The organism is Streptomyces sp. JLSY215 (assembly GCF_059682825.1).
This window is the reverse complement of sequence record NZ_CM185022.1, coordinates 6,837,000-6,860,881: the sequence shown is the minus strand read 5'-3', so window position 1 is coordinate 6,860,881 and position 23,882 is coordinate 6,837,000. Positions and strand designations below refer to the sequence as shown.

The 23,882-nt window shown below is 71.1% G+C and carries 16 protein-coding genes and 1 pseudogene; 9 read left to right on the top strand and 8 right to left on the bottom strand.

Annotated features, from left to right (window positions below; all coding sequences use genetic code 11):
• Positions 1-26 precede the first annotated feature (26 nt).
• On the top strand, positions 27-2,219 hold the full coding sequence (locus AC5677_RS30495; protein WP_497191086.1) for a xanthine dehydrogenase family protein molybdopterin-binding subunit: 2,193 nt from the start codon (positions 27-29) through the stop codon (positions 2,217-2,219).
• A gap of 95 nt (positions 2,220-2,314) precedes the next feature.
• Entirely contained in the window at positions 2,315-3,154 is an 840-nt protein-coding gene (locus tag AC5677_RS30490; RefSeq protein ID WP_497191085.1) for an enoyl-CoA hydratase/isomerase family protein, read from the top strand.
• Between the two features lie 254 nt (positions 3,155-3,408).
• Here the strand turns inward: AC5677_RS30490 and AC5677_RS30485 are convergent, their stop codons facing one another.
• The 3 genes from AC5677_RS30485 to AC5677_RS30475 form a co-directional block, all read right to left on the bottom strand.
• The gene (locus AC5677_RS30485) at positions 3,409-3,999 is read right to left on the bottom strand and encodes a hypothetical protein (protein WP_497191084.1); all 591 of its coding nucleotides are present in this window, start codon (positions 3,997-3,999) and stop codon (positions 3,409-3,411) included.
• 355 nt (positions 4,000-4,354) lie between these two features.
• Positions 4,355-5,032 (bottom strand): response regulator transcription factor, encoded by a 678-nt coding sequence (locus AC5677_RS30480; protein ID WP_497191083.1) that lies wholly within the window; start codon positions 5,030-5,032, stop codon positions 4,355-4,357.
• Entirely contained in the window at positions 5,033-6,235 is a 1,203-nt protein-coding gene (locus tag AC5677_RS30475) for a sensor histidine kinase (protein ID WP_497191082.1), read from the bottom strand. It abuts the gene before it with no gap.
• Between the two features lie 218 nt (positions 6,236-6,453).
• Between AC5677_RS30475 and AC5677_RS30470 the strand changes: the two genes are divergently transcribed.
• The 5 genes and pseudogenes from AC5677_RS30470 to AC5677_RS30450 all read left to right on the top strand — a co-directional run bounded on the left by AC5677_RS30470 (position 6,454) and on the right by AC5677_RS30450 (position 13,173).
• Complete coding sequence (locus AC5677_RS30470; RefSeq protein ID WP_497191081.1) at positions 6,454-7,953, top strand: alpha/beta hydrolase; 1,500 nt, start codon at positions 6,454-6,456, stop codon at positions 7,951-7,953.
• A 13-nt stretch (positions 7,954-7,966) separates the two neighbouring features.
• Entirely contained in the window at positions 7,967-8,620 is a 654-nt protein-coding gene (locus AC5677_RS30465) for a hypothetical protein (protein ID WP_497191080.1), read from the top strand.
• Between the two features lie 43 nt (positions 8,621-8,663).
• Positions 8,664-8,882, top strand: a pseudogene (locus tag AC5677_RS30460) (hypothetical protein); the annotation flags it as partial.
• An 826-nt stretch (positions 8,883-9,708) separates the two neighbouring features.
• Positions 9,709-11,643, top strand: coding sequence for a serine/threonine-protein kinase (locus tag AC5677_RS30455; protein WP_497191079.1), 1,935 nt, complete (start codon positions 9,709-9,711; stop codon positions 11,641-11,643).
• A gap of 441 nt (positions 11,644-12,084) precedes the next feature.
• Positions 12,085-13,173 (top strand): DUF2637 domain-containing protein, encoded by a 1,089-nt coding sequence (locus AC5677_RS30450; protein WP_497191078.1) that lies wholly within the window; start codon positions 12,085-12,087, stop codon positions 13,171-13,173.
• Between the two features lie 41 nt (positions 13,174-13,214).
• On the opposite strand, the gene AC5677_RS30445 is transcribed toward AC5677_RS30450, so the two are convergent.
• On the bottom strand, positions 13,215-13,595 hold the full coding sequence (locus AC5677_RS30445) for an ATP-binding protein (protein WP_497196819.1): 381 nt from the start codon (positions 13,593-13,595) through the stop codon (positions 13,215-13,217).
• 289 nt (positions 13,596-13,884) lie between these two features.
• Here AC5677_RS30445 and AC5677_RS30440 point away from each other — a divergent pair, with 289 nt between their 5' ends.
• Positions 13,885-16,986, top strand: coding sequence for an alpha-mannosidase (locus AC5677_RS30440; RefSeq protein WP_497191077.1), 3,102 nt, complete (start codon positions 13,885-13,887; stop codon positions 16,984-16,986).
• Between the two features lie 18 nt (positions 16,987-17,004).
• Here the strand turns inward: AC5677_RS30440 and AC5677_RS30435 are convergent, their stop codons facing one another.
• Positions 17,005-18,747, bottom strand: a complete 1,743-nt coding sequence (locus AC5677_RS30435) for a pyruvate dehydrogenase (protein WP_497191076.1) — start codon at positions 18,745-18,747, stop codon at positions 17,005-17,007.
• Between the two features lie 320 nt (positions 18,748-19,067).
• Between AC5677_RS30435 and AC5677_RS30430 the strand changes: the two genes are divergently transcribed.
• The gene (locus tag AC5677_RS30430; protein ID WP_497191075.1) at positions 19,068-19,550 is read left to right on the top strand and encodes a DUF456 domain-containing protein; all 483 of its coding nucleotides are present in this window, start codon (positions 19,068-19,070) and stop codon (positions 19,548-19,550) included.
• 22 nt (positions 19,551-19,572) lie between these two features.
• Here the strand turns inward: AC5677_RS30430 and AC5677_RS30425 are convergent, their stop codons facing one another.
• From AC5677_RS30425 to AC5677_RS30415, 3 genes are all read right to left on the bottom strand, one after another.
• Positions 19,573-21,024: an AlkA N-terminal domain-containing protein gene (locus tag AC5677_RS30425; RefSeq protein WP_497196818.1), complete on the bottom strand. Its 1,452-nt coding sequence runs from the start codon at positions 21,022-21,024 to the stop codon at positions 19,573-19,575.
• Between the two features lie 135 nt (positions 21,025-21,159).
• Entirely contained in the window at positions 21,160-22,335 is a 1,176-nt protein-coding gene (gene rsgA, locus AC5677_RS30420) for a ribosome small subunit-dependent GTPase A (RefSeq protein ID WP_497191074.1), read from the bottom strand.
• 319 nt (positions 22,336-22,654) lie between these two features.
• Positions 22,655-23,872 carry an MFS transporter gene (locus tag AC5677_RS30415; RefSeq protein WP_497191073.1) on the bottom strand — a complete coding sequence of 406 codons (1,218 nt, stop codon included), beginning with the start codon at positions 23,870-23,872 and terminating at the stop codon, positions 22,655-22,657.
• Between the last annotated feature and the right edge of the window lie 10 nt (positions 23,873-23,882).

The window sequence follows — 23,882 nt, the reverse complement described above, 5'->3', positions numbered from 1 at the left end:
AAGCAGTCAACCGCGTTGACGGCCCGTTGAAGGTCACCGGCCGGGCCACGTACGCCTACGAGCAGTGGGTGGCCGGCCAACCCCTCTACGGGTTCATCGTCGGCGCGACGATCGGCAAGGGCCGCATCACCCGGATCGACACCGAGAGCGCAGAACGCGCGCCCGGCGTAAAGATGGTGATGACCCATTACAGTGCTCCCGCGCAGGGCGTCCGTGATGAGTCCATTCCCTTCGAATACTGGCGCGCCCAGCCGGTGCTGACCGGCCCCGACATCCACTATTACGGCGAGCCGGTGGCATTCGTCGTCGCCACGTCCCTCGAGCAGGCCCGAGCGGCGGCCGACCTGGTCGAAGTCGAGTACACCGGCGGGCGGGGACGTTTCAACTTTGCCGAGCAGGAAGACGAGGTGTACATCCCGAAGGTGGTCAACGCCGGTCTCCCCACCGACACCGCGGTCGGCGAATTCGATGCCGGGTTCGACGGCGCGGCGGTCACGGTCGACCAGCAGTACACGACGCCGTACGAGCTCTCGATGCCGATGGAACCGCACGCGTGCCTCGTGGAACCGCGCGACGGGGACCTGACCGTCTACGTCAGCTGCCAGATCGTCGACGCGGCGCGGGCCTCGGTCGCGGCCACGCTTCGGCTCGACCCGGAGCGGGTTCATATCGTCACCCCCTTCGTCGGCGGGGGGTTCGGCTCCAAGCTGGGCATCCATTCCGAGACGATCCTGGCGGCGCTCGCCGCTCGCGAGTTGCGCCAACCGGTCAAGGTCGCGATGACCAGGCAGCAGATCTTCCAGCTCGTCGGCAACCGTGCCACCACCAGCCAGCGGGTCCGACTGGGCGCGGAGCAGGACGGACGGCTGAGCGCGATGGCCCATGACGTCACCATGCACACCAACCCCGACCTGGAGTACGCCGAGCAGACCGCCGCCACGACCCGCAGTCTCTACGCCGCGCCCCACCGGTTGACCAGCCACCGGCTGGCGCCGCTCGACCTGCCGCCCGGGACGGACGTCCGCGCGCCGGGCGAAGCGCCGGGCATGCTGGCGGTCGAGTCGGCGATGGACGAGCTGGCCCATGCGCTCGGGATGGACCCCGTCGAGCTGCGGATCCTCAACGAGCCCACCGTCGATCCCGAGCGAGCCGTGCCGTACAGCGACCGGCACCTGGTCGACTGCCTGCGCGAAGGCGCGCGCCGGTTCGGCTGGGAGCACCGCCCCGCCACCCCGGCGAGCATGCGCGACGATCGCCGGCTGGTCGGCTACGGCATGTCGGCCGCCATCCGCGGACACTTCCAAGGGCCGACAGCGGTGCGGGTGCGGTTGGAGGCCGACGGCACCGCCGTCGTCCGGACGGACATGACCGACCTCGGCACGGGCACGTACACCGTCCTGACCCAGGTCGCGGCCGACGGGCTCGGACTGCCGCCGGATCGGGTGCGGATCGAGCTCGGGCGTTCCGACTTTCCCACCAGCTGGGGGTCCGGCGGCTCGTGGGGCGCCGCCAACTCGTGCAATGCGGTGCATGGTGCGTGTATGACCCTGCGCGAGCAGCTCCTGGCCGCGGCGCGCGGCGACACGTGCTCCCCGCTGCACGGCCTGGACCCGGCGGACGCCGTCTTCTCCGATGGCAACGTGGCTGTCGGCGGCGCGTCCGAAGCGCTGAGCGAGATCGTCGCGCGCCACCATCCGGAAGGTGTCGAGGCGGAAGGCGGTACCCGCTTCATGGGCGATGATCCGAACTACACGGACTACTCGATCAACACCTACGGGGCCCATTTCGCTGAAGTGGGAGTCGACGCGGACACCGCCGAGATCCGTCTGCGGCGGATGCTCGGCGTGTTCTCGGTGGGCCGCGTGCTCAACGCGAAGACGGCTCGCTCGCAGCTGATCGGCGGCATGATCTGGGGAGCCGGCGCGGCCCTCGAAGAAGAGGCCGTGGTCGACCTGCGATCCGGCGCCTTCGTCAACCGGGACTTCGCGCAATACCTGGTGCCGGTCCACGCCGACGTCCCCGACGTCGACGCGGTCGTCCTTGACGGGTACGACGACAAGGCCAACGTCCTGGGCGCGAAGGGCGTAGGCGAGCTGGGCATCTGCGGGGCAGGCGCGGCGGTCGCGAACGCGGTGTTCAACGCCACCGGGATACGCGTGCGGGACTTCCCCATCACGCTTGAGAAGGTGCTGCCCGGGCTGCCACCTCTGGACGGGTGAGGAGATCGCCGCGGTCGCACTGCGGCACGGGGACCCCCGGAATCTGCCGGCCGGGATTGGCAGCGGGCCGTGATGAGCGCCGAGCGGAGGAGAACATGACCGCCCCGTACGAGACCATCGGCACCAGGCTGGACGGGAACGTTCTGTTCGCCACCTTCAACGCCCCGCCGATCAACCTCATCGGTCCCGAGGTCGTGCGAGACCTGGTCGGACTGCTCGAGGAGGTTTCCCAACCGGCGAGCGCGCGGGTGGTGGTCTTCGACAGCGCGGATCCCGACTTCTTCTTCCCGCACGTGGATCTGACCAAAGTGCCCGAATACACCGCTGAAGCCGGGAAGGCAGGGGGCCCGGGCGAGGCGTCCCTGGGGATGCTGTTCCGCAAGCTCAGCGAGGTCCCGGCCGTCACGATCGCCAAGCTGCGCGGCCGTGCACGGGGGGCGGGCAGCGAGTTCCTCCTCGCCTGCGACATGCGCTTCGCCTCCCGCGAGAACGCCGTCGTGGGCCAGCCGGAAGTCGGCATCGGTACCCTGCCCGGCGCGGGAGCGATCCAGCACCTCACCCGGCTGCTGGGCCGGGGGCGAGCGCTCGAAGCCGTACTGACATCGGCCGACTTCGATGCCGAACTCGCCGAACGCTACGGATGGATCAACCGCGCGGTGCCCGACACCGAACTGAACGAGCTCGTAGCCGGCCTCGCCGCGCGCATAGGGGACTTCCCCCGCGATGCGCTGATCGCGGCCAAAGCAGCCATCAACGCCATCAGCCTGCCGACTCCAGCGGACGTACGCGCGGATGCCGCCCTGTTCCAGCAGCTCGTGCGGGGTGAGGCAGCGCGGCAACGTACGGCAGAGCTGTTCGAGCGGGGCTTCCAGACCCGTGGCCGTACCGAAATCAACCTCGGTGACGCGCTGGGCAACTTGAAGGCCGTCGACTGAGATCGACGACCAACCATGCATCCGCCCAGGGCCTGCACGTTCGGACTCTTGCCGACTTCGCCCGTTCTCCGGGTACTTCACAAGCCACCGGCTGAGCCTGTCATCAGCCCGTCGGGGGAGCTCCGTCCCGGACTCCGTGATCGAGACCCTCGGGACCTCGCCCTGCTCGCAGGCCTGATCTTTTGAGACGGGACACCCGGCCTGGGCGCCGCGCGGAGGGAACCGGTGAGCCCCTGGGACGTAGGGGAAAGCCCCTAGGGCTCCAGCAGTGGGGCGATCTTCCAGCAGTGGAGATCTTTTGAAGGCTGCGCGCGGCGCGTATCGGGCAGGCCGTGGGCGGCGACCGTTTGCAGTGCTTCGGGGCTGTTGGAGGTCTCGGCGTCCGAGGCGATGATTCCGGGCCAGTCGCCGCATGACCAGTACAGCCGATGCCGTCCGGGCGCCAGGGGGAGGACCCCCACCAGATTCGCCCTGTCCGTCGAGTGCATCGTCTCTGGGGGCAGGACAGCCGGTTCCTGCTGTTCCTGGTCTCCTCGGATGTCGAGGAGGTCAAGGGTCAGGGACGGCATCTGCGACAGGTCGTCTTCGTCGTCGCGGTAGAAGGTCCGGTAGAAGGGGTCTGCGGTCTGGGCGGCCCGCGCGATCTGGAGGACTTCGCCGGCGGCGATGACGATCTCGTCTTGGATCAGGGGGATTTCGTAGACATTCAGGTCCGGTGCACACGCGTCCTTCGTGCCGACGGCAATGCAGACGGCTTCCTCCCCGCCCTGTGGTGGGAGTACTCCCCGCACGTAGGTGTTCCCGTGCAACGGGCGGGACAGGTGGCGCAGGACCAGGTGGACCACCTGTGTCTGTATGCGGGTGCTGTAGAGAGAGGAGGAAGGCGTCAACGTCGACTCCGATCAGCAGATCAGACGGATTCGGTCACACCCCGCATGTGACGCGGCGGACCTGGGTTACGGCCTTCTCCGGGGTGTCGGCGACGCCGATGATGTCAGTGTCGATGACGCTGCGCCATTCGCGTACCCGGCGGTTGGCGCGCTTCTTGCGGGCGTTGGCTTGCCATGTGCTGGGAGCCTTGTTGAGTTTCTTGCTCGGCTTTATGGTCTTGGCCCCCTTCCTGCAGGAGCCTCACCGGGGGGCCGGCGAGGTACCCGAGGTAGTCGTCCGGGTGCCGTGTGGCGTGTGGCGGGTAGCCGCTCATTCGTCTGCGTCACGGACCAGGAGTGCGATCTGCACCCGGTTCTCAACCATCAGCTTGGCGAACAGGTTGCCTGTGTGCGCCTTGACGGTCGCGGTACTGATGTGCAGCCGCTCGGCGATCTCCGGGTTGCCCAGACCGTCCGCGATGGCCCGGGCAGTGTCGAGTTCTCGTTCGGTGAGCGCGGACAGCTTTTTCCGCGCGGCTTCGCGGGACGAGCGGCGAGCCTCGGAGGACTGCGGCCCGGTGGCTGCGGCGATCACCCGTGCCGTGGCCGCCGGGGACAGCACGGGGTTCCCGTCCGCGACCGTCCGCACCGCGTCGAGAATCCGCGCCGGCGGGGTGTCCTTCAGGACGAACCCGAGGGCTCCGGCGCGCAGCGCACCGAGCACCAGATCGTCGGAGTCGAACGTGGTCAGCATGAGCACCCGGGGCGGCGCCGGCCGGGTGAGGAGTTCCCGGGTCGCGCTGAGACCGTCACGGCCGGGCATCCGGATGTCCATCAGCACGACGTCCGGCCGCTGCTCGTCCACCACGGTGATCGCGGCGTCCCCGTCGGCCGCCTCCGCGACGACGGTCAGGTCCGGTTCGCCGTCGATGACGAGGCGTAGCGCCAGCCGCACGAGTTGGTCGTCGTCGACGATGACGACACGCACCGGCTCCCGCTCGCTGTCCACTCAGCTTCTCTTTTCGTGGTCGTGGTCGTGGTCGTGGTCATCGTTCGGCCAGGGTAGGTGCGCGGTGAGGACGTATCCGCCGTCGGGTGTCGGGTGGTGGCTGAGTTTTCCGCCGGCGAGGGTGATGCGTTCGGCGAGGCCGAGCAGGCCGAATCCTGATGCCGGCGGTTGAGCGGTCGTCGTGGTGGCCGGGGAGTTGTGGACGCTTACGCGCAGGTCGTCGCCGGCTGTTCCTTCGACGGTGATGTGTACGGGGGCGCCTGGGGCGTGTTTGGCGGCGTTGGTCAGGCCTTCCTGGATGACCCGGTAGCAGGTTCGTCCCACGACGTCGGACGGTTCTCCCGTCACCGTGGTGGTGAGCGTGACGTCCAGTCCGGAAGCGCGGGCGTCGGCCACCAGGTCCGGGATGCGGTCGAGGGAGGGCTGTGGCGGTTCCGGGCGGCCCGGGTCGGCGCGCAGCACACCGAGGACGTCTCGTAGTTCTTCCAGCGCTTGGTGGGAGCCGTCGGCGATGCCACGGATCAGCGTGCGGTTCTCCTCAGTACTGAGGTCACCGCGGTGGTCCAGCACTCCGGCCTGCATGGCGACCAGGGAGATCCGGTGCGCGAGCACGTCGTGCATCTCCCGGGCGATGCGGTTGCGTTCCAGGGCCCGTGCCTGCGCCGCCCGTGCGGTCTGTTCCCGTTCCGCGCTCTCTGCCCGCTCTCGCAAGGACCGCACCTCGACGCGCCGTGCGCCGATGGCCACGCCCATGGCCACCGCGATGCCCGCGCTCAGTGTCGGGAGTGCGAGTTGGAGCCATAGCGAGCCGGGCGGTGTCTCGATCGGGTACAGCACGAGGGCGAGTTGCGACGCGGCCACGTAGACGAGCGCGACAACTCCGATCTCCACCGGACGGCGACGAGTGGAGATCGAGCACAGCGCCAGAAGCGCGGCACCGATGGCGAGTGACGACGCGCCCGAGGCGATGGCGACCGCCATGGCGACGGCGAGCGGGAACCGTCGCCGCCACAGGAGCGCCGTCAGGCAGCCGAGAGCCACCAGCGGATCACCGGTGACGATCCAGGAGCACGTGTCGGTCGCGCACCCCCGCGGCAGCGCCGCACCGGTGGAGAGCCAGAAGGGAATGCCCAGTGCCGCGGCCGCCACCAGCCGCCAGGTCTGCTGCCACCCCCCGAGCCGTGGCACGACGTCCGTGTTCATCCGGTCATTGTCGCGAAACCGTGCGGCCGGCGCAGCAGCCCCTGGGACACTCCCGCCCTCGCCCGGAGTCGTATCACCGCCTCTCACCGCCTCGACTTTGGTCGAAGGTGACTCGAGCCGCCGGGCCGATGTGCCGGTGACGCCGGATGAACAGACTCGTATCCGTCACCCGAACGTTCCGGCGCGCGACCTCGTGCGCCCCCTCAGGAGGACACCAGATGCGCAAAACCCTGTCCCTCGCCCTCGCCGCCACCGCGGTCGCGGCGGCCGCGATTTCGGGAGCGTCGGCGGCGGCGACTCCGGCCACGGTGACGGCCACGCCGGACTCCCCGCAGTGGGGCCCGTGTCCGCAGAAGGCCGCATCACAGAAGGCCGAATCGCAGAACGCCGACGCGCCCCGTCTTGAGTGCGCGACGCTCGACGTCCCGCTGGACTACCGCGATCCCGACGGCCGGCAGATCGAGATCGCCGTCTCCCGCCTGACGAGCAAGGACCCTTCGAAGCGCCGCGGTGTGTTGCTGACCAACCCGGGCGGCCCCGGTGTCACCGGACTCGACTACCCGGCTCTCCTCGCCGGCGCCGGGCTGCCGAAGGACGTCCTCGACTCCTACGACATCATCGGCTTCGACCCGCGCGGCGTCGGCCGCAGCACACCGGTCACCTGCGACCTGACACCGCAGCAGCAGGCACGCGGCAACTTCCCGCCGTACGCGCACACCGCGGCCGATGTCGCCAAGGAGGCGCCGTACGCGCGGACCATCGCCGAACAGTGCGCCACGTCGCGAACGGCCTGGATGCTGCCGTACACCACCACCGCGAACACCGCGCGCGACATGGACCGGATCCGGGCGGCGCTGGGCCAGCCGAAGGCCTCCTACCTCGGCGCCTCCTACGGCAGCTACCTCGGCGCGGTGTACACCACGCTGTTCCCCGAGCGCAGCGACCGGATCGTGCTCGACAGCAACCTGGGTCCGGGCGGCTACGACCTGGCGAGCTTCCGCCTGCTCGGCCGCGGAATGGAGGACCGGTTCCCGGACTTCGCGGCGTACGCGGCCGCGCACCCCGAGTACGGCCTGGGCACCACACCGAAGCAGGTGACCGCCAAGTTCTTCGAACTCGCGAAGCGACTGGACGCCGAACCGGTCGACGGCATCGACGGCACACTGTTCCGCGGGATGACCTTCGACCGCCTCTACATCGAGGGCCTCATGCCCCAACTGGCCAAGGAGTGGCGGGCGTTGGACCAGGGCAAACCGCTGCCGACCTCGCCGCCGCAGATCTCGGAGAACTTCCTGGCCGGCCACTTCTACGTGACGTGCGGTGACTCGCGTTGGCCCGGCAAGGTCCGCGACTACCAGCGCAATGCGGCGATCGACCGGCTGACGTACCCGATGCTGGGCGGGACCACCGGAAACATCAAGCCCTGCGCGTACTGGCCGGACAACCGGGTCGAGCCGCCGGTGAAGATCGGTGACCGCGGCCCGTCGAACGTACTGATGGTGCAGAACGAGCGCGACCCGGGGACACCCCTGGTCGGCGCCATGAAGCTGCGGCGGGCATTCGGCGACCGGGCCACGATGGTGACCGCCGACCAGGGCGGGCACGGTGTCTACCCGTTCGGCCGCAACACGTGCGCGAACAACACGGTGACAGCGTTCCTGACCAACGGACAGCGCCCGGCCGAGGACCTCGCCTGCGCGGCGGAGCCGAACAAGTAACGGGAGCGAACGCATGATCAAGGAGTGGCGGCACCGTCGTGCCGTACAGCGGGTCATGCCCGGGGACGGGCGGGAGTTGAAGCATTTCCGTTGGTGGCAGTTGCCTTTCCGCGCCCTGTTCCATCTGCGGCTGACGGGCGACGACGGCCGCAGGACGGTCTACACCGTCGACGTCAGACACTGGCAGAACCAGTCGTCCGGCAACGTCAAGGCCCACCTGTATCTCGACGGCAGGCTGCACGCCGTGTCCAAGCTCCCTGCCGTCTTCCCCGTCCCGGGCGGCACCGTCGAAGTGAAGATGAGCGGATTCGGCCTCAAACGCTGCCACTACGTCACCGACGAAGGCGGCGAGTTCCAGCTGGTCCCGGACCCCGACTCCGCCGAGGGGCGACGGGCGCGCCTCGACCGCGCGCACCCCGCGCTCAGCCGCACCATCGGTCTCCTCTCGCTGTGCGTGCTCGTCACCGCCCTGGCCGTCCTCGTCCCACAACTTGCCGAACAGCTCACCAAGTCCGAGGACATCGCCCAGTACACCGGGATCTTCACCTCACCCATCGACGTGCCGAAGTGGGGCAACATCGCGATCGGCGTCGCCACCTTGGCGGCCAGCACAGAGCGGGCACTGCGACTGCGCCACAGCCACCTGTTGGACGGCGCCGCGGGCTGATCCGCCCAACCACCCGAGGCGTCGCAGCGGCGCGCCGGCGGCCCGCGAACTGAAGACACCCCTGGGCCTGGACCACTTCGAGGGCCGCCCGCTCGCCGGCCGGCACCGCCACGTCACCCTCGTCACCGCCGCCCACCTGTTCCTGACCGAACAGCGGAGCGGCCCAAAAGCCCCTGCCAGGGCGTGTCCGATGGGTCCCGTGACGGGTCTGGCGGCGGATCCGTTGGTGAGAACGAGGAGGGAGAACAAGCTCAGCGCGTGATCACGCACCCAGCCGCGACACCGAGGCAGAGCATGGCTCCGAAGAACAGGCCGACGATCCGATGTAGGCGGTACTTCCGGGTGAACACCCGTGCGCTTTCCGGCCTTTCGGGCCTTTCGGGCAGGGGCGACCGGTACATGGGTTCCGAGGGCCAGCCCCGTCCCCGTCGCGGGGGGCCGGAACCTGACGGGTCGGCCCTGCCGGTCGGTGAACTCGATGACGGGCGTCGAACAATCGTCCGCCGACGTGTTCTCCTGGTCCACCACCACCCCCTCGGCGTGCAGCCCGTGGCGGCTCAGCCGCATCTGCAGCCGTGCCTCCCGGGCACCGGCCCACAGACTCACCAGGCCCGCCAAAGCGGCCAGCCCGATACCGATCGTTTCACCCGTCATCCGTCCGCTGCTCTCCCTCGCACAGCGCCCGTCCGCCACGGCCGCGCATCTGGGGGACGCGGCACGCAGCTCGATGGTTCACGAAGGTGCGCGGGCACACCGGCTCCTCGGGCTTCCGTGGCCGTGGCGGGGGGCCGCGAAAGGCCGGTAGCCGCCTTCGCCGTCGGGCACGCGACTGCCGCCCCTGATCAGCCTTCCGATTGGAGACGCTCTGTGATTGCACCAATACCGCGGGGCGTATCGAGAACTCCCAGGTCGCCGACCACCGCCCCGCCTCCACCGCTGCGAAGGTTTACCCGCGGATGAGCCCGCTCAGGGGCGTCCGCCACGACTCGGCCAACGGTGCCGGTTTCGAGTCAGGAACGCGCCAAATACCAAGCACAGCAACTGAGTCGTGCTCACCCCGCCCATCTTCCCCTGAGTATCGTCCTTGCATGAACCTTCTGAGCCCGGACGATCCGCGTGCGATAGGGCCCTATCGACTTCTCGGGGTGCTCGGAGAAGGGGGTATGGGCCGGGTGTACCTCGCGCGGTCCGAAGGGGGACGGACCGTCGCCGTGAAGGTTGTGCGGGCCGAGTTCGCCAGGCAGGACGACTTCCAGCAGCGGTTCGCGCGGGAGGTCGACGCCGCGCGGCGCGTGGGTGGTGACTGGACCGCGCCGGTCCTGGACTTCGACACGAGTGCCGCGACACCCTGGGTCGCCACCGGCTACGTACCGGGCCCCGACCTCCAGACCGTCGTCGCCGACGACTACGGCCCGCTGCCCGAGCGCTCGCTGCGCACCCTCGCGAACCGGCTCGCGCTCGCCCTGGAGGCCATCCACGACGCCGGTCTCGTGCACCGGGACCTGAAGCCGTCCAACGTCCTGGTCACCGTCGACGGCCCCCGCGTCATCGACTTCGGCATCGCCCGCGCCGTGCATGCCGTTTCCGGCAACGACTTCCGTACCCGCACCGGCGTTGTCATCGGCTCGCCCGGCTTCATGTCGCCCGAGCAGGCGCGGGGGCTCGAAGTCGGCCCGCAGAGCGACGTGTTCAGCCTCGGTGCCGTCCTCGCGTACGCGGCGACCGGGCGGCCCCCGTTCGGCAGCCCCTCCATCGGGCTGCACGCGCAGTTGTTCCGGGTGGCCGAGGAGGAGCCGGACCTGGAGGGCGTGCCGGAGGATGTGCTCGGGCTCGTACGCCAGTGCCTGGAGAAGGCGCCCGAGGAACGGCCCACGCCTGAGGAGATTGTGGCCCGCACCGCCGCCGGGCAGGTGCGGCCGTGGCTGCCGGGAGAGGTGCTTGAGCAACTGGGAAGGCATGCGGCGTGGTTGCTGGATCTGGATCCGCAGGGACGTACGCCGGGTGTGCCTGTGGCTACGCAGCCGGACGTGCCGGTGGAGGCTCCGCTGGATGCGCGGGCGGACATGCAGCCGGACATTCCGGTGGATGCACACAAGAAGGTACGGCCCGACGTGCCGGTGGTTGTTGCGGTGGGCACCCCGACGTCCGGCGGCCGCCCGACACAGCCGAGTGCCCCGCCCGCGCAGTCACGGTTCAAACGGGCCCGATTCCTCGGTGCTGCCGTCGGAGTGCTGGTTCTCGCCGTCGGCGTGCCGATCGCGGCGAACTCCTGGGACGGCAACGGCGCGGACCCCGGCCGAAGCGGCGGTACGAACGGTGGTGGTGACGGCAGCGCGGAGGCCACCCCGGCGGCGATGGCCGTGCCGAAGAATTTCCTCGGGGCGTGGGAGGGCGTGCCGTTGAGCGACACACGCGTACGTGTCGAATTCAAGAAGGACGAGCAGCACCGCACGGTCGCCAGGTCCTTCTTCCTGACCGGCACCTCGCTCTGCGTGGTGAACAAGGAACCGAAGAAGGCGTCCAAGGGCTCGGTTTCCCTGGGGGACGCCCGTAGCGAGAACGCCTTCGGCGGCGGCACGTGCAAGTTCCTGCCGTCGTACACCCTGAAGACCCGTAAGGACGGCAACCTCGACTTTGCCACCGACAACGGCCAGTACAAGGCCGTCCTTTTCAAGGCCAGGGCCGGCAAAGCGGCCGTGCCCGAGAAGTACGTGGGGCAGTGGGTGCCCAAGGGCGAGAAGGACGACCCGACGGCCCAGGTCACCATCGAGCAGGCGAAGACCGGGGACATCTTCATCAAGGGCTGGGACAACTCCCATAAAAAACGCTGCGCTTGGAAAGAGGTCCTGGTGTTCGTGAACGACACCGGCCTCATCTCCAGACCGCTCTACCGGCGCGGGTCGGCGCATCCCTGCGGCATGGCTCCCACCGGCGCCCGTGGGTACACCCTCGCCGACTCCGGCATCCTGTCCATGGGCCATGCGGCGCAGAAGTTGGAGTTCGTCCGCAAGCCCGGCGCGTAACGCATATGAACGCATATGTACGGGGACACCGCAGGCGCACGACGTTTTCGCGCGTCAGTGCCGCCAATGGTGCGCTAGCGCGACGCGAGCACCTGGAAGGCACGAAGTTTGAGCCTGACGCACCGTCACTAGCGTCAGCATTGGGTCAGCATCAGGGCTACTAAAGACGCCTAGAGGCAGCCATGCATGGGACGCACGACCTCTCTCGAAAAGACCACCGCAGGCGGACACGAATCGGCGCTCGGCCTCGCACCCGGGCCGCCACGCCACCCAAAAGGGTGACTTCAATCGAACTCAACTTCCCTGCTATGTACGTAGTTCGATATTGAGTTGGCCTCATCGCACCCCTTGGCGTTGTCTTGTTTCGAATGCCTCGGTTACGGCGGCGGCTTCCGTCAGGATGTCGCGCGAAACCGCGTACGCGAGGCAAGGAATCCCAGAATGAGAATGACCGACATATCGCTGAATTGGCTGGTCCCGGCGGTTCTGCTGCTCGCCGCTGTCCTGACGGCCGGGGTGCTGGTCCTGCGCGGCAAACGCGCGGCCGACCGGCCCGCCGACGACTCGTGGGAGCGCAGCGAGGAGCGCCGACGGCGCAAGGAGGCCGTGTTCGCCTCCGCCTCCTATCTGTTGCTGTTCTGCTGCGCGGCGGTCGCCGCCGCGCTGTCCTTCCACGGCCTGGTCGGGTTCGGCGTGCAGAACCTCAGCCTCTCCGGGGGCTGGGAATACCTGGTGCCGTTCGGGCTCGACGGTGCCGCGATGTTCTGCTCCGTACTGGCGGTGCGCGAGGCCAGTCACGGCGATGCGGCGCTCGGCTCCCGGATGCTGGTGTGGACGTTCGCGGGCGCCGCGGCCTGGTTCAACTGGGTGCATGCGCCGCGCGGCCTGGACCACGCGGGCGCACCGCAGTTCTTCGCCGGGATGTCGCTGTCGGCGGCCGTCCTCTTCGACCGGGCGCTCAAGCAGACCCGCCGGGCGGCGCTGCGCGAACAGGGACTCGTGCCCCGTCCGCTGCCGCAGATCCGGGTCGTGCGCTGGCTGCGGGCGCCCCGCGAGACCTTCGGGGCCTGGTCGCTGATGCTGCTGGAGGGCGTACGGTCGCTGGACGAGGCGGTCGAGGAGGTACGGGAGGACCGCCGGGCCAAGGAGCAGCGCCGGCTGCGCCGTCGCGAGCAGGGCAAGCTCGACCGGGCCCGGATCAAGGCCATCAACCGGCAGCACCGTTCGTGGGGCATCGGCAGGGGCGGCGGCCGGCTGACCGTCACCCAGGCCACCGCGGGGCCCGCGGAGATGGGCGACCGGGATTCCGCCATACCCACCGACCATCCAGGACCGTTGCCCGCATCAGATTCGCCGCTGCGCTACCGCCCGGCCCTCAAGGCCGTGACCGGCACTGATCTCGGCGCCACCGCCCTCGCGGCCGAGCCGCGCCGGACCGTGGACCTCACCGCCGAGGACGACACCCAGTCGCTGCCGCGGCTGGACTCCCTGGAGGAGAAGCTCGCCGCGATCGAGCAACGCTTCGCCTGACCGGTGGCGGACCGCGCCGACCCCACACCCCCGATGCCGGCTCAGGCCGGTCCGCCGCCCAGCTCGAACCACACGCTTTTGCCCACTCCGTGGGACCGTATGCCCCACGCGTCCGCTAAGGAGCGGACCAGCACCAGGCCCCGGCCGGATGTCCCCTCGGTGGTCGGTGCCTTCGGCTCGGGGCGGCCCGAGACGAAGTCGCGTACCTCCACCCGCAGCCGGTCGCCGACCGTGGCGGTGACGACGGCGCCGCCCTCCGCGTGTATCAGGGCATTGGTGACCAGCTCGCTGGTCAGCAGCGTGGCGACCTCCGCGACCTCGCCGGTGCCCGGACCTGCCCAGCAGCTCAGCAGCAGCCGGAGCTCCCGGCGCACCTCGCCGACCGCCCGAAGATCCGCATGCCGGACCTTGCGTCTGAGCACCCCCGGCGTCCGCGCGGCGATTCCCCCGCCCCTGCCCCGCTCGGTCACGTCGTGATGTGTGTCCCGTTCCTCGCGCCGCACAGGCTGACGCATGCTCTCCCCCGCCCCCGGACAACGATCGGCGCTCTCCCTCGAACAGCCTCACGGTGATGCATTCCCATCGGGCCAGGCGCCATGCTTCGTCAGACGCCTTACCGCACCATGCGGAGCCACGTTCTCCCCTGGGTATGCCTCCGGTAACCGCACGGACCGAACCCGGACACATGCCGTACGCGCGAGAGGAGCTGCTGTGCACGACGACCGACTGCTGGTGGAGGGGCGTCTGGAGCGGGCGCTGGGGCAGTTCATCCGGCCCGCGCAGTACGCGGCGCGGGTGCCGCTGGAGCTGGCCGTATGGCATGCGCCGGGCGAGCCGAAGCCGGTGGCGGAGGCGTTGCGGGCCGCCTACGAGCCGTTCGCGGTGGGTGCGGCCTGGGGGCCGCCGTGGTCGACCAGCTGGTTCCGGCTGACGGGTGAGGTGCCCGCGGAGTGGGCGGGCCGGCGGGTGGAGGCGGTCATCGATCCCGGGTTCAGCGGCGACGGGCCCGGCTTCCAGGCCGAGGGGCTGGTCCACGACGCCGACGGCGTGCCGCTCAAGGGCATCCACCCGTTCAACCGCCACGTCCCGGTCGCCGCCCCCGCACAGGGCGGCGAGCGGGTGCGGCTGCTGCTGGAGGCGGCCGCGAATCCGGCGGTGCTGCGCGACTTCCGCCCGACCGACCTCGGGGACGTCCGCACCGCGCCCGCCCGCCCCCTGTACCGCTTCGCCTCCGCCGACCTCGCCGTCCTCGACGAGACGGTCTGGCATCTCGTCCTGGACATCGAGGTGCTGACGGAGCTGATGCACGAGCTGCCCCAGGACCGCACCCACCGGCACGAAATCCTCTGCGCCCTGGAGGACATGCTGGACGCGCTGGATCTGCACGATGTGGCGGGAACGGCCGCCGCGGCCCGGTCCGAACTCGCGGACGTCCTGAGCCGCCCGGCCGCCGCCGGCAGCCACCGCATCTCGGCCGTCGGGCACGCCCATATCGACTCCGCCTGGCTGTGGCCGCTGCGCGAGACCGTCCGCAAGGCCTCCCGCACCTTCGCCAATGTCACCCAACTCGCCACGGAATACCCGGAGTTGGTGTTCGCCTGCTCCCAGGCGCAGCAGTACGCCTGGGTCAAGGAGCACCAGCCGCACATCTGGGCGCGCATCAAGAAGGCCGTACGGGAGGGGAACTGGGCGCCGGTCGGCTCGATGTGGGTGGAGTCCGACGCCAATATGCCCGGCGGCGAGGCGCTGGCCCGCCAGATCGTGCACGGCAAGCGCTTCTTCCTGGAGGAGCTGGGGGTGGAGACCGAGGAGATCTGGCTGCCCGACTCCTTCGGCTACACCGCGGCCTTTCCGCAGCTGGCGCGGCTGGCCGGGGTGCGGTGGTTCCTGACGCAGAAGCTGTCGTGGAACCAGAGCGACAAGATGCCGCACCACACCTTCTGGTGGGAGGGCATCGACGGCACCCGTGTCTTCACCCACTTCCCGCCCGTCGACACGTACAACTCCCGGTTGCACGGCCTCGAACTCGCCCATGCGGAACGGAACTTCGCCGAGAAGGGGCGGGCCACCCGCTCGCTGGTCCCGTTCGGCTGGGGCGACGGCGGGGGCGGCCCGACCCGCGAGATGCTGGAGCGGGCGCGCCGGCTCCGCTCCCTGGAGGGCTCACCGCGCGTCGAGGTCGAGCCGCCGGCCCGGTTCTTCGAGGCGGCGCACGCGGAGTACGGGGCGGCGGCGCCGGTCTGGTCGGGCGAGCTGTACCTGCAGTACCACCGCGGCACGTACACCTCTCAGGCCAAGACCAAGCAGGGCAACCGGCGCAGTGAACACCTGCTGCGGGAGGCGGAGTTGTGGGCGGCCGCGGCGGCGGTGCGGACCGGCCACCCGTATCCGTACGAGGCCCTGGACCGGATCTGGAAGACGGTCCTGCTCCATCAGTTCCACGACATCCTGCCGGGCTCGTCCATCGCCTGGGTGCACCGGGAGGCGCGGGCCACGTACCAGGAGGTGGCGGCGGAGCTGACGGAGATCATCGAGGCGGCGATCGGGGCGCTGGGCGGTGCGGGGGCCGGAGCGGCCGGGGTGCCGACGGTGTTCAACGCCTCGCCGTACGACCGGGACGAGATCGTCGGGCTGACGGAGGACACCACGGTCGCCGTCCATGTGCCCGCGCTGGGCTCGGCGACCGTCCGCCCGCCCGGCCCGCACTCCCCCACCCCGTCGCCCGCGCCGGTACGGTCGAGCGCCGGCGCCGGGGGCGCCGTCACCCTCGACAACGGCCTCCTCCGCGTCCGTATCGACGCCGACGGTCTGCTGGCCTCCGTACTGGATCTGCACGCCGGCCGCGAGGTCCTGGCCCCCGGCGCCCGCGGCAATCTGCTCCAGCTGCACCCGGACCACCCCAACAAGTACGACGCCTGGGACCTCGACCGGCACTACCGCAACCGGCACACCGATCTGACCGACGCCGAGTCCGTCGAGCTGGTGACGTCCGGACGGCTGACCGCGACGGTGCGGGTGCGCAGGGCCTTCGGGGCGTCCCGGATCACCCAGGACCTGACGCTGCGCGCGGGCTCGCGGCGCCTGGACATCACCACCGACATCGACTGGCACGAGTCGGAGAAGGTCCTCAAGGCCGCCTTCCCGCTGGATGTGCACGCCGAACGGTCCACCGCCGAGGTGCAGTTCGGGCATGTGCACCGCCCCACGCACACCAACACCAGTTGGGACGCGGCCCGTTTCGAGATCCCCGCGCACCGTTGGCTGCAGGTCGCCGAGCCCGGTTATGGCGTGGCGCTGCTCAACGACTCGACGTACGGCCATGACGTCACCCGTACGCCGCAGGCGCAGGGCCGGGGCACGACCGTGCGGCTGACCCTGCTGCGGGCCCCGCACAGCCCGGATCCGGAGACCGACCAGGGCGCGCACCGTTTCACGTACGCGCTGCTGCCGGGCGCCGGGGTGGGCGACGCGGTCGCCGAGGGGCTGGCGCTCAACCTCCCCCTGCGGACCGCCGCCGTACCGCCCGTGCCGCCGCTGATCCGCATCGACCACCCGGCCGTCACCGTCGAGTCGGTCAAGCTCGCCGAGGACCGCAGCGGCGATGTGGTGGTGCGGCTGTACGAGTCCCGGGGCGGCCGGGCGACCGGCACCCTGTCTTCCGGGTTCGCGGTCGAACGGGCCCTCGTCACCGATCTGCTGGAGCGGCCCCTCCGGGAGGAGGAGGAAGGTCCGACGTCCGACATCACCGTGGAGCTCCGCCCGTTCCAGATCCTGACGCTGCGGCTGCGGCCCCTGAGTCGGCCCCGCATCTGACCTGTCCGGCCGCCGGGGCTACACCCGGGGAATGTTGCGCAGGTTGGACCGGGCCATCTGGAGCATCCGGCCAACCCCGCCCGCCAGCACGACCTTCCCGGCGGACAGCGCGAAGCCGGACACCATCTCCGCGCTGATCTTCGGCGGGATCGACAGGGCGTTGGGGTCGGTGACGATGTCCACCAGCGCCGGGCCGGGGTGCCGGAACGCGTCGCGCAGGGCGCCGCGCAGCTGCTTGGGCTTCTCCACCCGGACGCCGTGTGCCCCGGCCGCGCGGGCGATGGCCGCGAAGTCCGGGTTGTGGTTGGTGGTGCCGTAGGAGGGCAGGCCCGAGACCATCATCTCCAGCTCCACCATGCCCAGGGAGGAGTTGTTGAACAGCACGACCTTCACCGGCAGGTCGTACTGGACCAGGGTGAGGAAGTCGCCCATCAGCATGGTGAACCCGCCGTCGCCCGACATCGACACGACCTGCCGCCGGCGGTCGAGGAACTGCGCGCCGATCGCCTGCGGCAGCGCGTTGGCCATCGAGCCGTGGCTGAACGAACCGATCACCCTGCGGCGGCCGTTGGGGCTGAGGTAGCGGGCCGCCCAGACATTGCACATGCCGGTGTCGACGGTGAAGACCGCGTCCTCGGCCGCCTCCTCGTCCAGGACGGCGGCGACGTACTCGGGGTGGATCGGGGTGTGCTTCTCCACCTTGCGGGTGTAGGCGCCGACCACACCCTCCAGAGCGTCGGCGTGCTTCTTGAGCATCCGGTCCAGGAACCTGCGGTCCGTCTTCGGCCGGACCCTGGGGATCAGGGCGCGCAGCGTCTCGCGGACATCGCCCCACACCGCGAGGTCCAGCTTGGTGCGGCGGCCGAGGTGTTCGGGGCGGACATCGACCTGGATCTTCGTGACATCGTCGGGGAGGAAGGCGTTGTAGGGGAAGTCGGTGCCGAGCAGGATCAGCAGATCGCACTCGTGGGTGGCCTCGTAGGCCGCGCCGTACCCGAGGAGCCCGCTCATGCCGACGTCGTAGGGGTTGTCGTACTGGATCCATTCCTTGCCCCTGAGCGCGTGCCCGACCGGGGACTTCACCCGTTCCGCGAACTCCATCACCTCGGCGTGCGCGCCGGCCGTGCCGCTGCCGCAGAACAGCGTGACCTTGTCCGCCTCGTCGATCATCCGGGCCAGCTTGTCGATCTCGGTGTCCCCGGGGCGTACGGAGGGGCGCGAGGTGACCAAGGCGTGCTCGGCGGCGCGCTCGGGGGCCGGTTCGGCGGCGATGTCGCCGGGCAGTGAGACGACCGCGACGCCGCTCCGGCCGATGGCGTGCTGGATGGCGGTCTGCAGGACGCGGGGCATCTGGCGGGTGCTGGAGATCAGCTCGCTGTAGTGGCTGCACTCGGCGAACAGCCGGTCGGGATGGGTCTCCTGGAAGTACGTGGTGCCGATCTCGCCGGCGGGGATGTGGGAGGCGAGGGCGAGCACCGGCGCCATCGAGCGGTGCGCGTCGTAGAGGCCGTTGATCAGGTGCAGATTCCCGGGCCCGCAGGAGCCGGCGCAGGCGGCGAGCCTGCCGGTGAGCTGCGCCTCCGCCCCGGCGGCGAAGGCCGCCACCTCCTCGTGCCGGACCTGGATCCAGTCGATGCCGGAGTTGCGGCGGATGGCGTCCACGACCGGGTTCAGGCTGTCGCCGACGACTCCGTAGAGCCGCTGCACCCCCGCCCGCACCAGGATGTCGACAAACTGCTCGGCGACGGTCTGCTTGGGCATGGCGGCCGGCTCCTCCCGACGTGCTGCGCCTCAGGTGGCTCTCAGCCCGCCTACCCGCCCGGCCGCGGCTGCCACACCCCCACGGCCGTCCGGTCCGTCGCATGGCCCAGGCGGGGCGGCGCGGCCGGGTACCTCCGCGGCGGCGTCCGGCTGCGTCGCCGGGCCGCGCGGCGTACCGTGCCGTGGCCGGTGGGCCGCCGGGGCGCGCGTTGGTGCCGCTTCCGGCAGGCTTGGGCCATGAGAGAGCGCAGGAGGGGGGTTCCCCCGGTCGAAGTGCCCCGGCTGCCGCCGGGTGGTACCCCCAGGGGCAGAGCCGTCACATGAGTGTGTGGCAGCTGGTCGGGGTCGGCCTGGTCCTGCTGCTCGGGCTGCTCGGGGTGCTGCTGCCCGGCATCCCCGGGCCGCCGATCGTCTGGGCCGGGGTGCTGTGGTGGGCGATGACCGAGCAGAGCGGCGTCGCCTGGGCGGTGCTGATCGGGGCCACCGTTCTGCTGCTCCTCAACCAGGCACTCAAATGGCTGCTCCCGGCCCGCAGTCTCCGCACCGCCGGCGCGTCGTACCGCACGCTGTTCCTGGCGGGGCTGGCCGGGATCGCCGGGTTCTTCCTGATCCCGGTCATCGGCGGCCCGCTGGGCGCCGTGGGCGGCCTCTACTTCCTCGAACGGGTGCGGCTCGGCAGCCATGGCGACGCCTGGGCCTCCACCCGTACGGCCATGCGGGCGATCGGCCTGAGCGTGCTGATCGAACTGTTCGCCTGTCTGCTGGTGGTGGGGGCCTGGATGGGTGCCGTGCTCGCGAAGTGAGCGGCGTACGGGATCGTCGCGCTCACGCGGCCGCCCCGGCCGCCTCCGGGATCTCCCCGTCCGCCCGGAGCCCGGCGCGCCACAGATGATGCAGTGCATACGCTCCCCAGGGGCGCCAGGCGTCCGCCACCCCGGCCGCGGCTCCCACGTCCGGGTCCCCCATCCCCCGCATCCGGATGTACGCCGCCGCGGCCGGCCCGACGCCGGGCAGGGCGGCCAGCGCCCGTTCGGCGGCGGTGCGGTCGGCGCCCGCGTCCAGCGCGAGGTCCCCGGCGGCGAGCGCGGCGCACAGTGCGCGTACCGGCGCCGCGACCTCCGGGCCGGTCAGCTGGGCGGGAGCGGGAAAGAGGTGGGTGAGCCCGCCGTCGGGTGCATCCAGCGGCTTCCCGTACGTCCGCACCAGCTCCGCGGCGCGCTCCGGCGGCCCGCCCAGGACCGTCCGTACGGCCAGCTCCTCCGGGTCCACGGTGCCGGGCGACCGCAGCCCGGGGAGCTGCGCCACCAGGGGGCCGAGCTGCGGATCGGCGCCCAGCCGCTCGGCGACGGCGTAGGGGTCGGCGTCCAGATCGAAGAGGCGGCGCAGCCGCTGGACGGCCGTCGCCAGGTCCCGCAGGTCCGTCAGCCGCAGCCGGCACTCCAGCCAGCCGCCGTCCGCGCCCCGTGCGGCCGGGCACACCAGCCCGGCGGGCGGGATGCGCCGCGGCCGCGCGGCGCCGCGTTCGTCGACCTCGGCGATGCCGGTGCCGTAGTCGAGCCGCAGCGTCCGACGGTAGGTGCGGGCGCCGCGCGCGCCCCGGATCTCCTCGACGCCCGGCACCGCCCGTACCTGCAGGAAGTCGAACATCTCGGCCTCGGCGCACGGGCCGCGGTAGGCCAGCCGCACCGGAATCCCGCCGGCCGCGCTCCGCGCCGCGCCCCTGAGGGCCGCCGCCCGCAGTTCGCTGGGCGTCCCGGCGTAGATCTCCCGCATCGTGTCGTTGAACTGCCGGATGCTGGCGAACCCGGCCGCGAAGGCCAGCTCGGTGACCGGCAGCTCGGTGGTCTGCAGCAGCATCCGGGCGGTCTGCGCCCGGCGGGCCCGCGCCAGCGCCACCGGGCCGGCGCCGAGCTCCGCGGTCAGCTGCCGCTGTACCTGACGCGCGCTGTACCCCAGCCGCCGCGCCAGCCCGCCGACGCCCTCCCGGTCGACCACGCCGTCCCCGATGAACCGCATGGCGCGGCCGACCAGATCGGCCCGTACGTTCCATTCCGCCGACCCCGGCACGGCGTCCGGCCGGCACCGCCGGCAGGCCCGGAACCCGGCGGCCTGCGCGGCGGCGGCCGACGGGAAGAACCGCACATTGATCCGCTTGGGGGTGACCGCGGGGCAGCTCGGCCGGCAGTAGATCCCGGTGGTCCGCACCGCGAAGAAGAACTCCCCGTCGAACCGCGCATCCCGGCTGGACACCGCTTCGTACCGGGCTTCGTCATTCATCACGTCGTTGCGCACGGCCCCAGTCTGCGCCGCCCGCACCGCCACCACTGGCGGAATCCGGACACGGTGCTGACACGCATCCCGGCGGCTGCGCGGGGCCCGGCGCGCGTGCCGGGCCCCGCGGCTCGGCCGCCGCTACCTGCGCGAACCCCGCTTGCGTTCGCCCATGTGCCGGCCCAGCGCCTGCTTCTGCTTCCAGTCCCGCCGGATCTCGGCCCGCACCCGGGCGTCCGTCTTCGCCACGATGCGCAGGTTCTCGCGCCGCAGCTTCCGGAAGCTCTCCAGCCGGCGCTCGGGCAGCGCGCCGTCCTCGATGGCCGCCAGCACCGCGCAGCCGGGCTCCGTCTCATGCGCGCAGTCGGGGAAACGGCACTCCTCGGCCAGCTCCTCGACCTCCGCGAACGTCCGCGCGAGCCCGGTCCCGGCGTCCCACATTCCGACGCCGCGCAGCCCGGGGGTGTCGATCAGCGCCCCGCCCCACGGCAGCGCCAGCAGATCCCGTGTGGTGGTGGTGTGCCGCCCCTTGCCGTCCCGGTCGCGGATCGCCTGCACCTCCTGGACGTACGCCCCGACCAGGGCGTTGGCCAGCGTGGACTTCCCCGCGCCGGACTGGCCCAGCAACGCCGACGTACCGCCCGCGAGCACCGTGGTCAGCGCCTCGATCCCGTCGCCGGTCGCGGCGCTCACCGCCAGCACCTGCACGCCGGGAGCCGCGGCCGCCGCATCCGCGACCAGATGCGCCAGCACGGCCGGATCCGGGACCAGATCCGCCTTGGTCAGCACCACCATGGGCTGCGGCCCGCCCTCCTGGGACGGCGCGGACCCGGGCAGCGGTCGCTGATCGCCCGCGCCGGACATCGCCAGCGCGAGGAACCGCTCGATCCGCCCGAGGTCCAACGGGTCCGCGAGCGAGACACAGATGACGATGGTGTCGATGTTCGTGGCCAGTACCTGGCCCTCGGAGCGCTTCGACGACGTGGAGCGCACGAAGGCCGTGCGGCGGGGCAGCAACGCCCGTACGACACCGTCGACATGGTCGCCGCCGCGGCCGTTCGCCAGGTCGATCACGGCCCAGTCGCCGGTGCACGGCACCCGCATCGGGTCGCTGGTCGCCACCAGCGCCGTATCGGCCAGAACGGTCCGGATGCCGTCGCCGTCCGGTACGACGACGTCCACCCGGCCGCGGTCGACGCGGACGATCCGGCCGGGCACGAACCCCTGCCCGGTGAAGGGGAGAAAACTCTCCGCGAATGCGTCGTCCCAGCCATAGGCGGTCAGCGGATGCGCAGCGGAGGAACTGAGGTCGAACAACGGGATGACCCTTCAGGAAGAAGCGGTCCCGGCCGTGCGCAGCGCGCGCACCCGCGCACCACGCGCGGGAAGGGAGCAGGAAAGTCGAGTCAGCCGGAGACCACGGGGAGGTTGATGAACTTCTGGATGCGGGCAACGCCCCTCACTGCGACAGTCATCAGGCTCACCTCCCGGTTTCTCACAAACGGCCGACGACGACGGCGGTTCGATGCCGTCCTCTGCAATGTCGCCGACCCTAGAACAGCCCGTGCGGCGGCGCCAGCGATTTTCCGCGTCGCCCTCGGGTGCCGCCGTGGGCGGGCGGCGGCGCGGGCGCACGTCAGCGGTACCGGGCTCGTCCCCACGCGGCCGCGAGGGTCAGCGGGACCGTCAGGACGGCGGCGATCAGGAAGAGGAGGCCGTACCGGTGGTCACCGGCGGCGCCGGCCGTCAGGCTGCCCGCGAGCGCGCTGCCCCCGTAGAGGCTCACGCCGAACATCGCGACGCCGGTGGCCCTGGCCGTAGGGGCCAGCACCGTCGCCCACGACTGGATGGTGGTGTGCAGGAACGACCAGCCGCCGCCGAGCAGCAGCGCGCTGACCGCCAGCGCCGGGAGGGACTGGCTCACCGCCGCGACCGCGTAGGCCGCGGCGGCCTGTACCCCGCCCACGACGATCAGCATGGCCGGACTCCACCGCCCCACCAGCTTCTTGACCAGCTGGGCGAAGCCCATGGCACCGACGCCGTACAGCGCCGACACCGCGCCGGCGGGTGCGGCCGGCACCCCCCGGGCCTCCAGTGCGGGCGCCAGATACGTCAAGAAGCCCAGCAGCACGGCCCCTTCGACCAGGGCGACGCCCATGACGTACCACTGCCACCGCGATGCCAGCACGATGCGGAACGGGGCCAGGAGGGCGCCGGAAGGTTGCCGCGCCGGCTCGGCGAGGCGGCGCAGCGCCCAGGTGAGGTAGGCGGCGAGCAGCCCCGGCAGCAGGAAGACCAGACGCCAGCTGACATAGTGCGCCAGCGCTCCGGCGACGACCGTGCCGAGCGCCGTGCCGAGGGAGAAGGCGGTCATCAGGTCGCTGAGCGGACGCTGGCGGACCGCGGCGGGCACGACGTCGCCGACGTAACTGAGCGCTGCGGGAACGCAGGCGGCGAAGCAGGCCCCGGAGACGGCGCGGGCCCCGATCAGGACCGCGGCATTCGGCGCGAGCGTCGAGACCACCGACGCGACCGTCCCTGCCGCGAGGGAGAGCCGCATCACGCGGACCCGGCCCAGCCGGTCGCTGGCCAGTCCCCACACCGGCTGCATCAGGCCGTAGCACAGGAAGTAGACGCTGGCCGCGAGGACCACCGTCGGCATATCGGTGCCGAGCCGGGCCGCGATGATCACCAGCATCGGCGATATGCAGAAGCGGTCGAAGTTGCTGACGAGCCCGGCCGAGCGCAGCAGCCAGAGCGAACGGCGCGCGAGGGCGGGCGGGTCGGGCGGGGCGGACATGGTGGAGGTGGTGGACGAGATGGATGAGGTGGACGACGCGGATGAGGTGGACACGAGGGTGTCG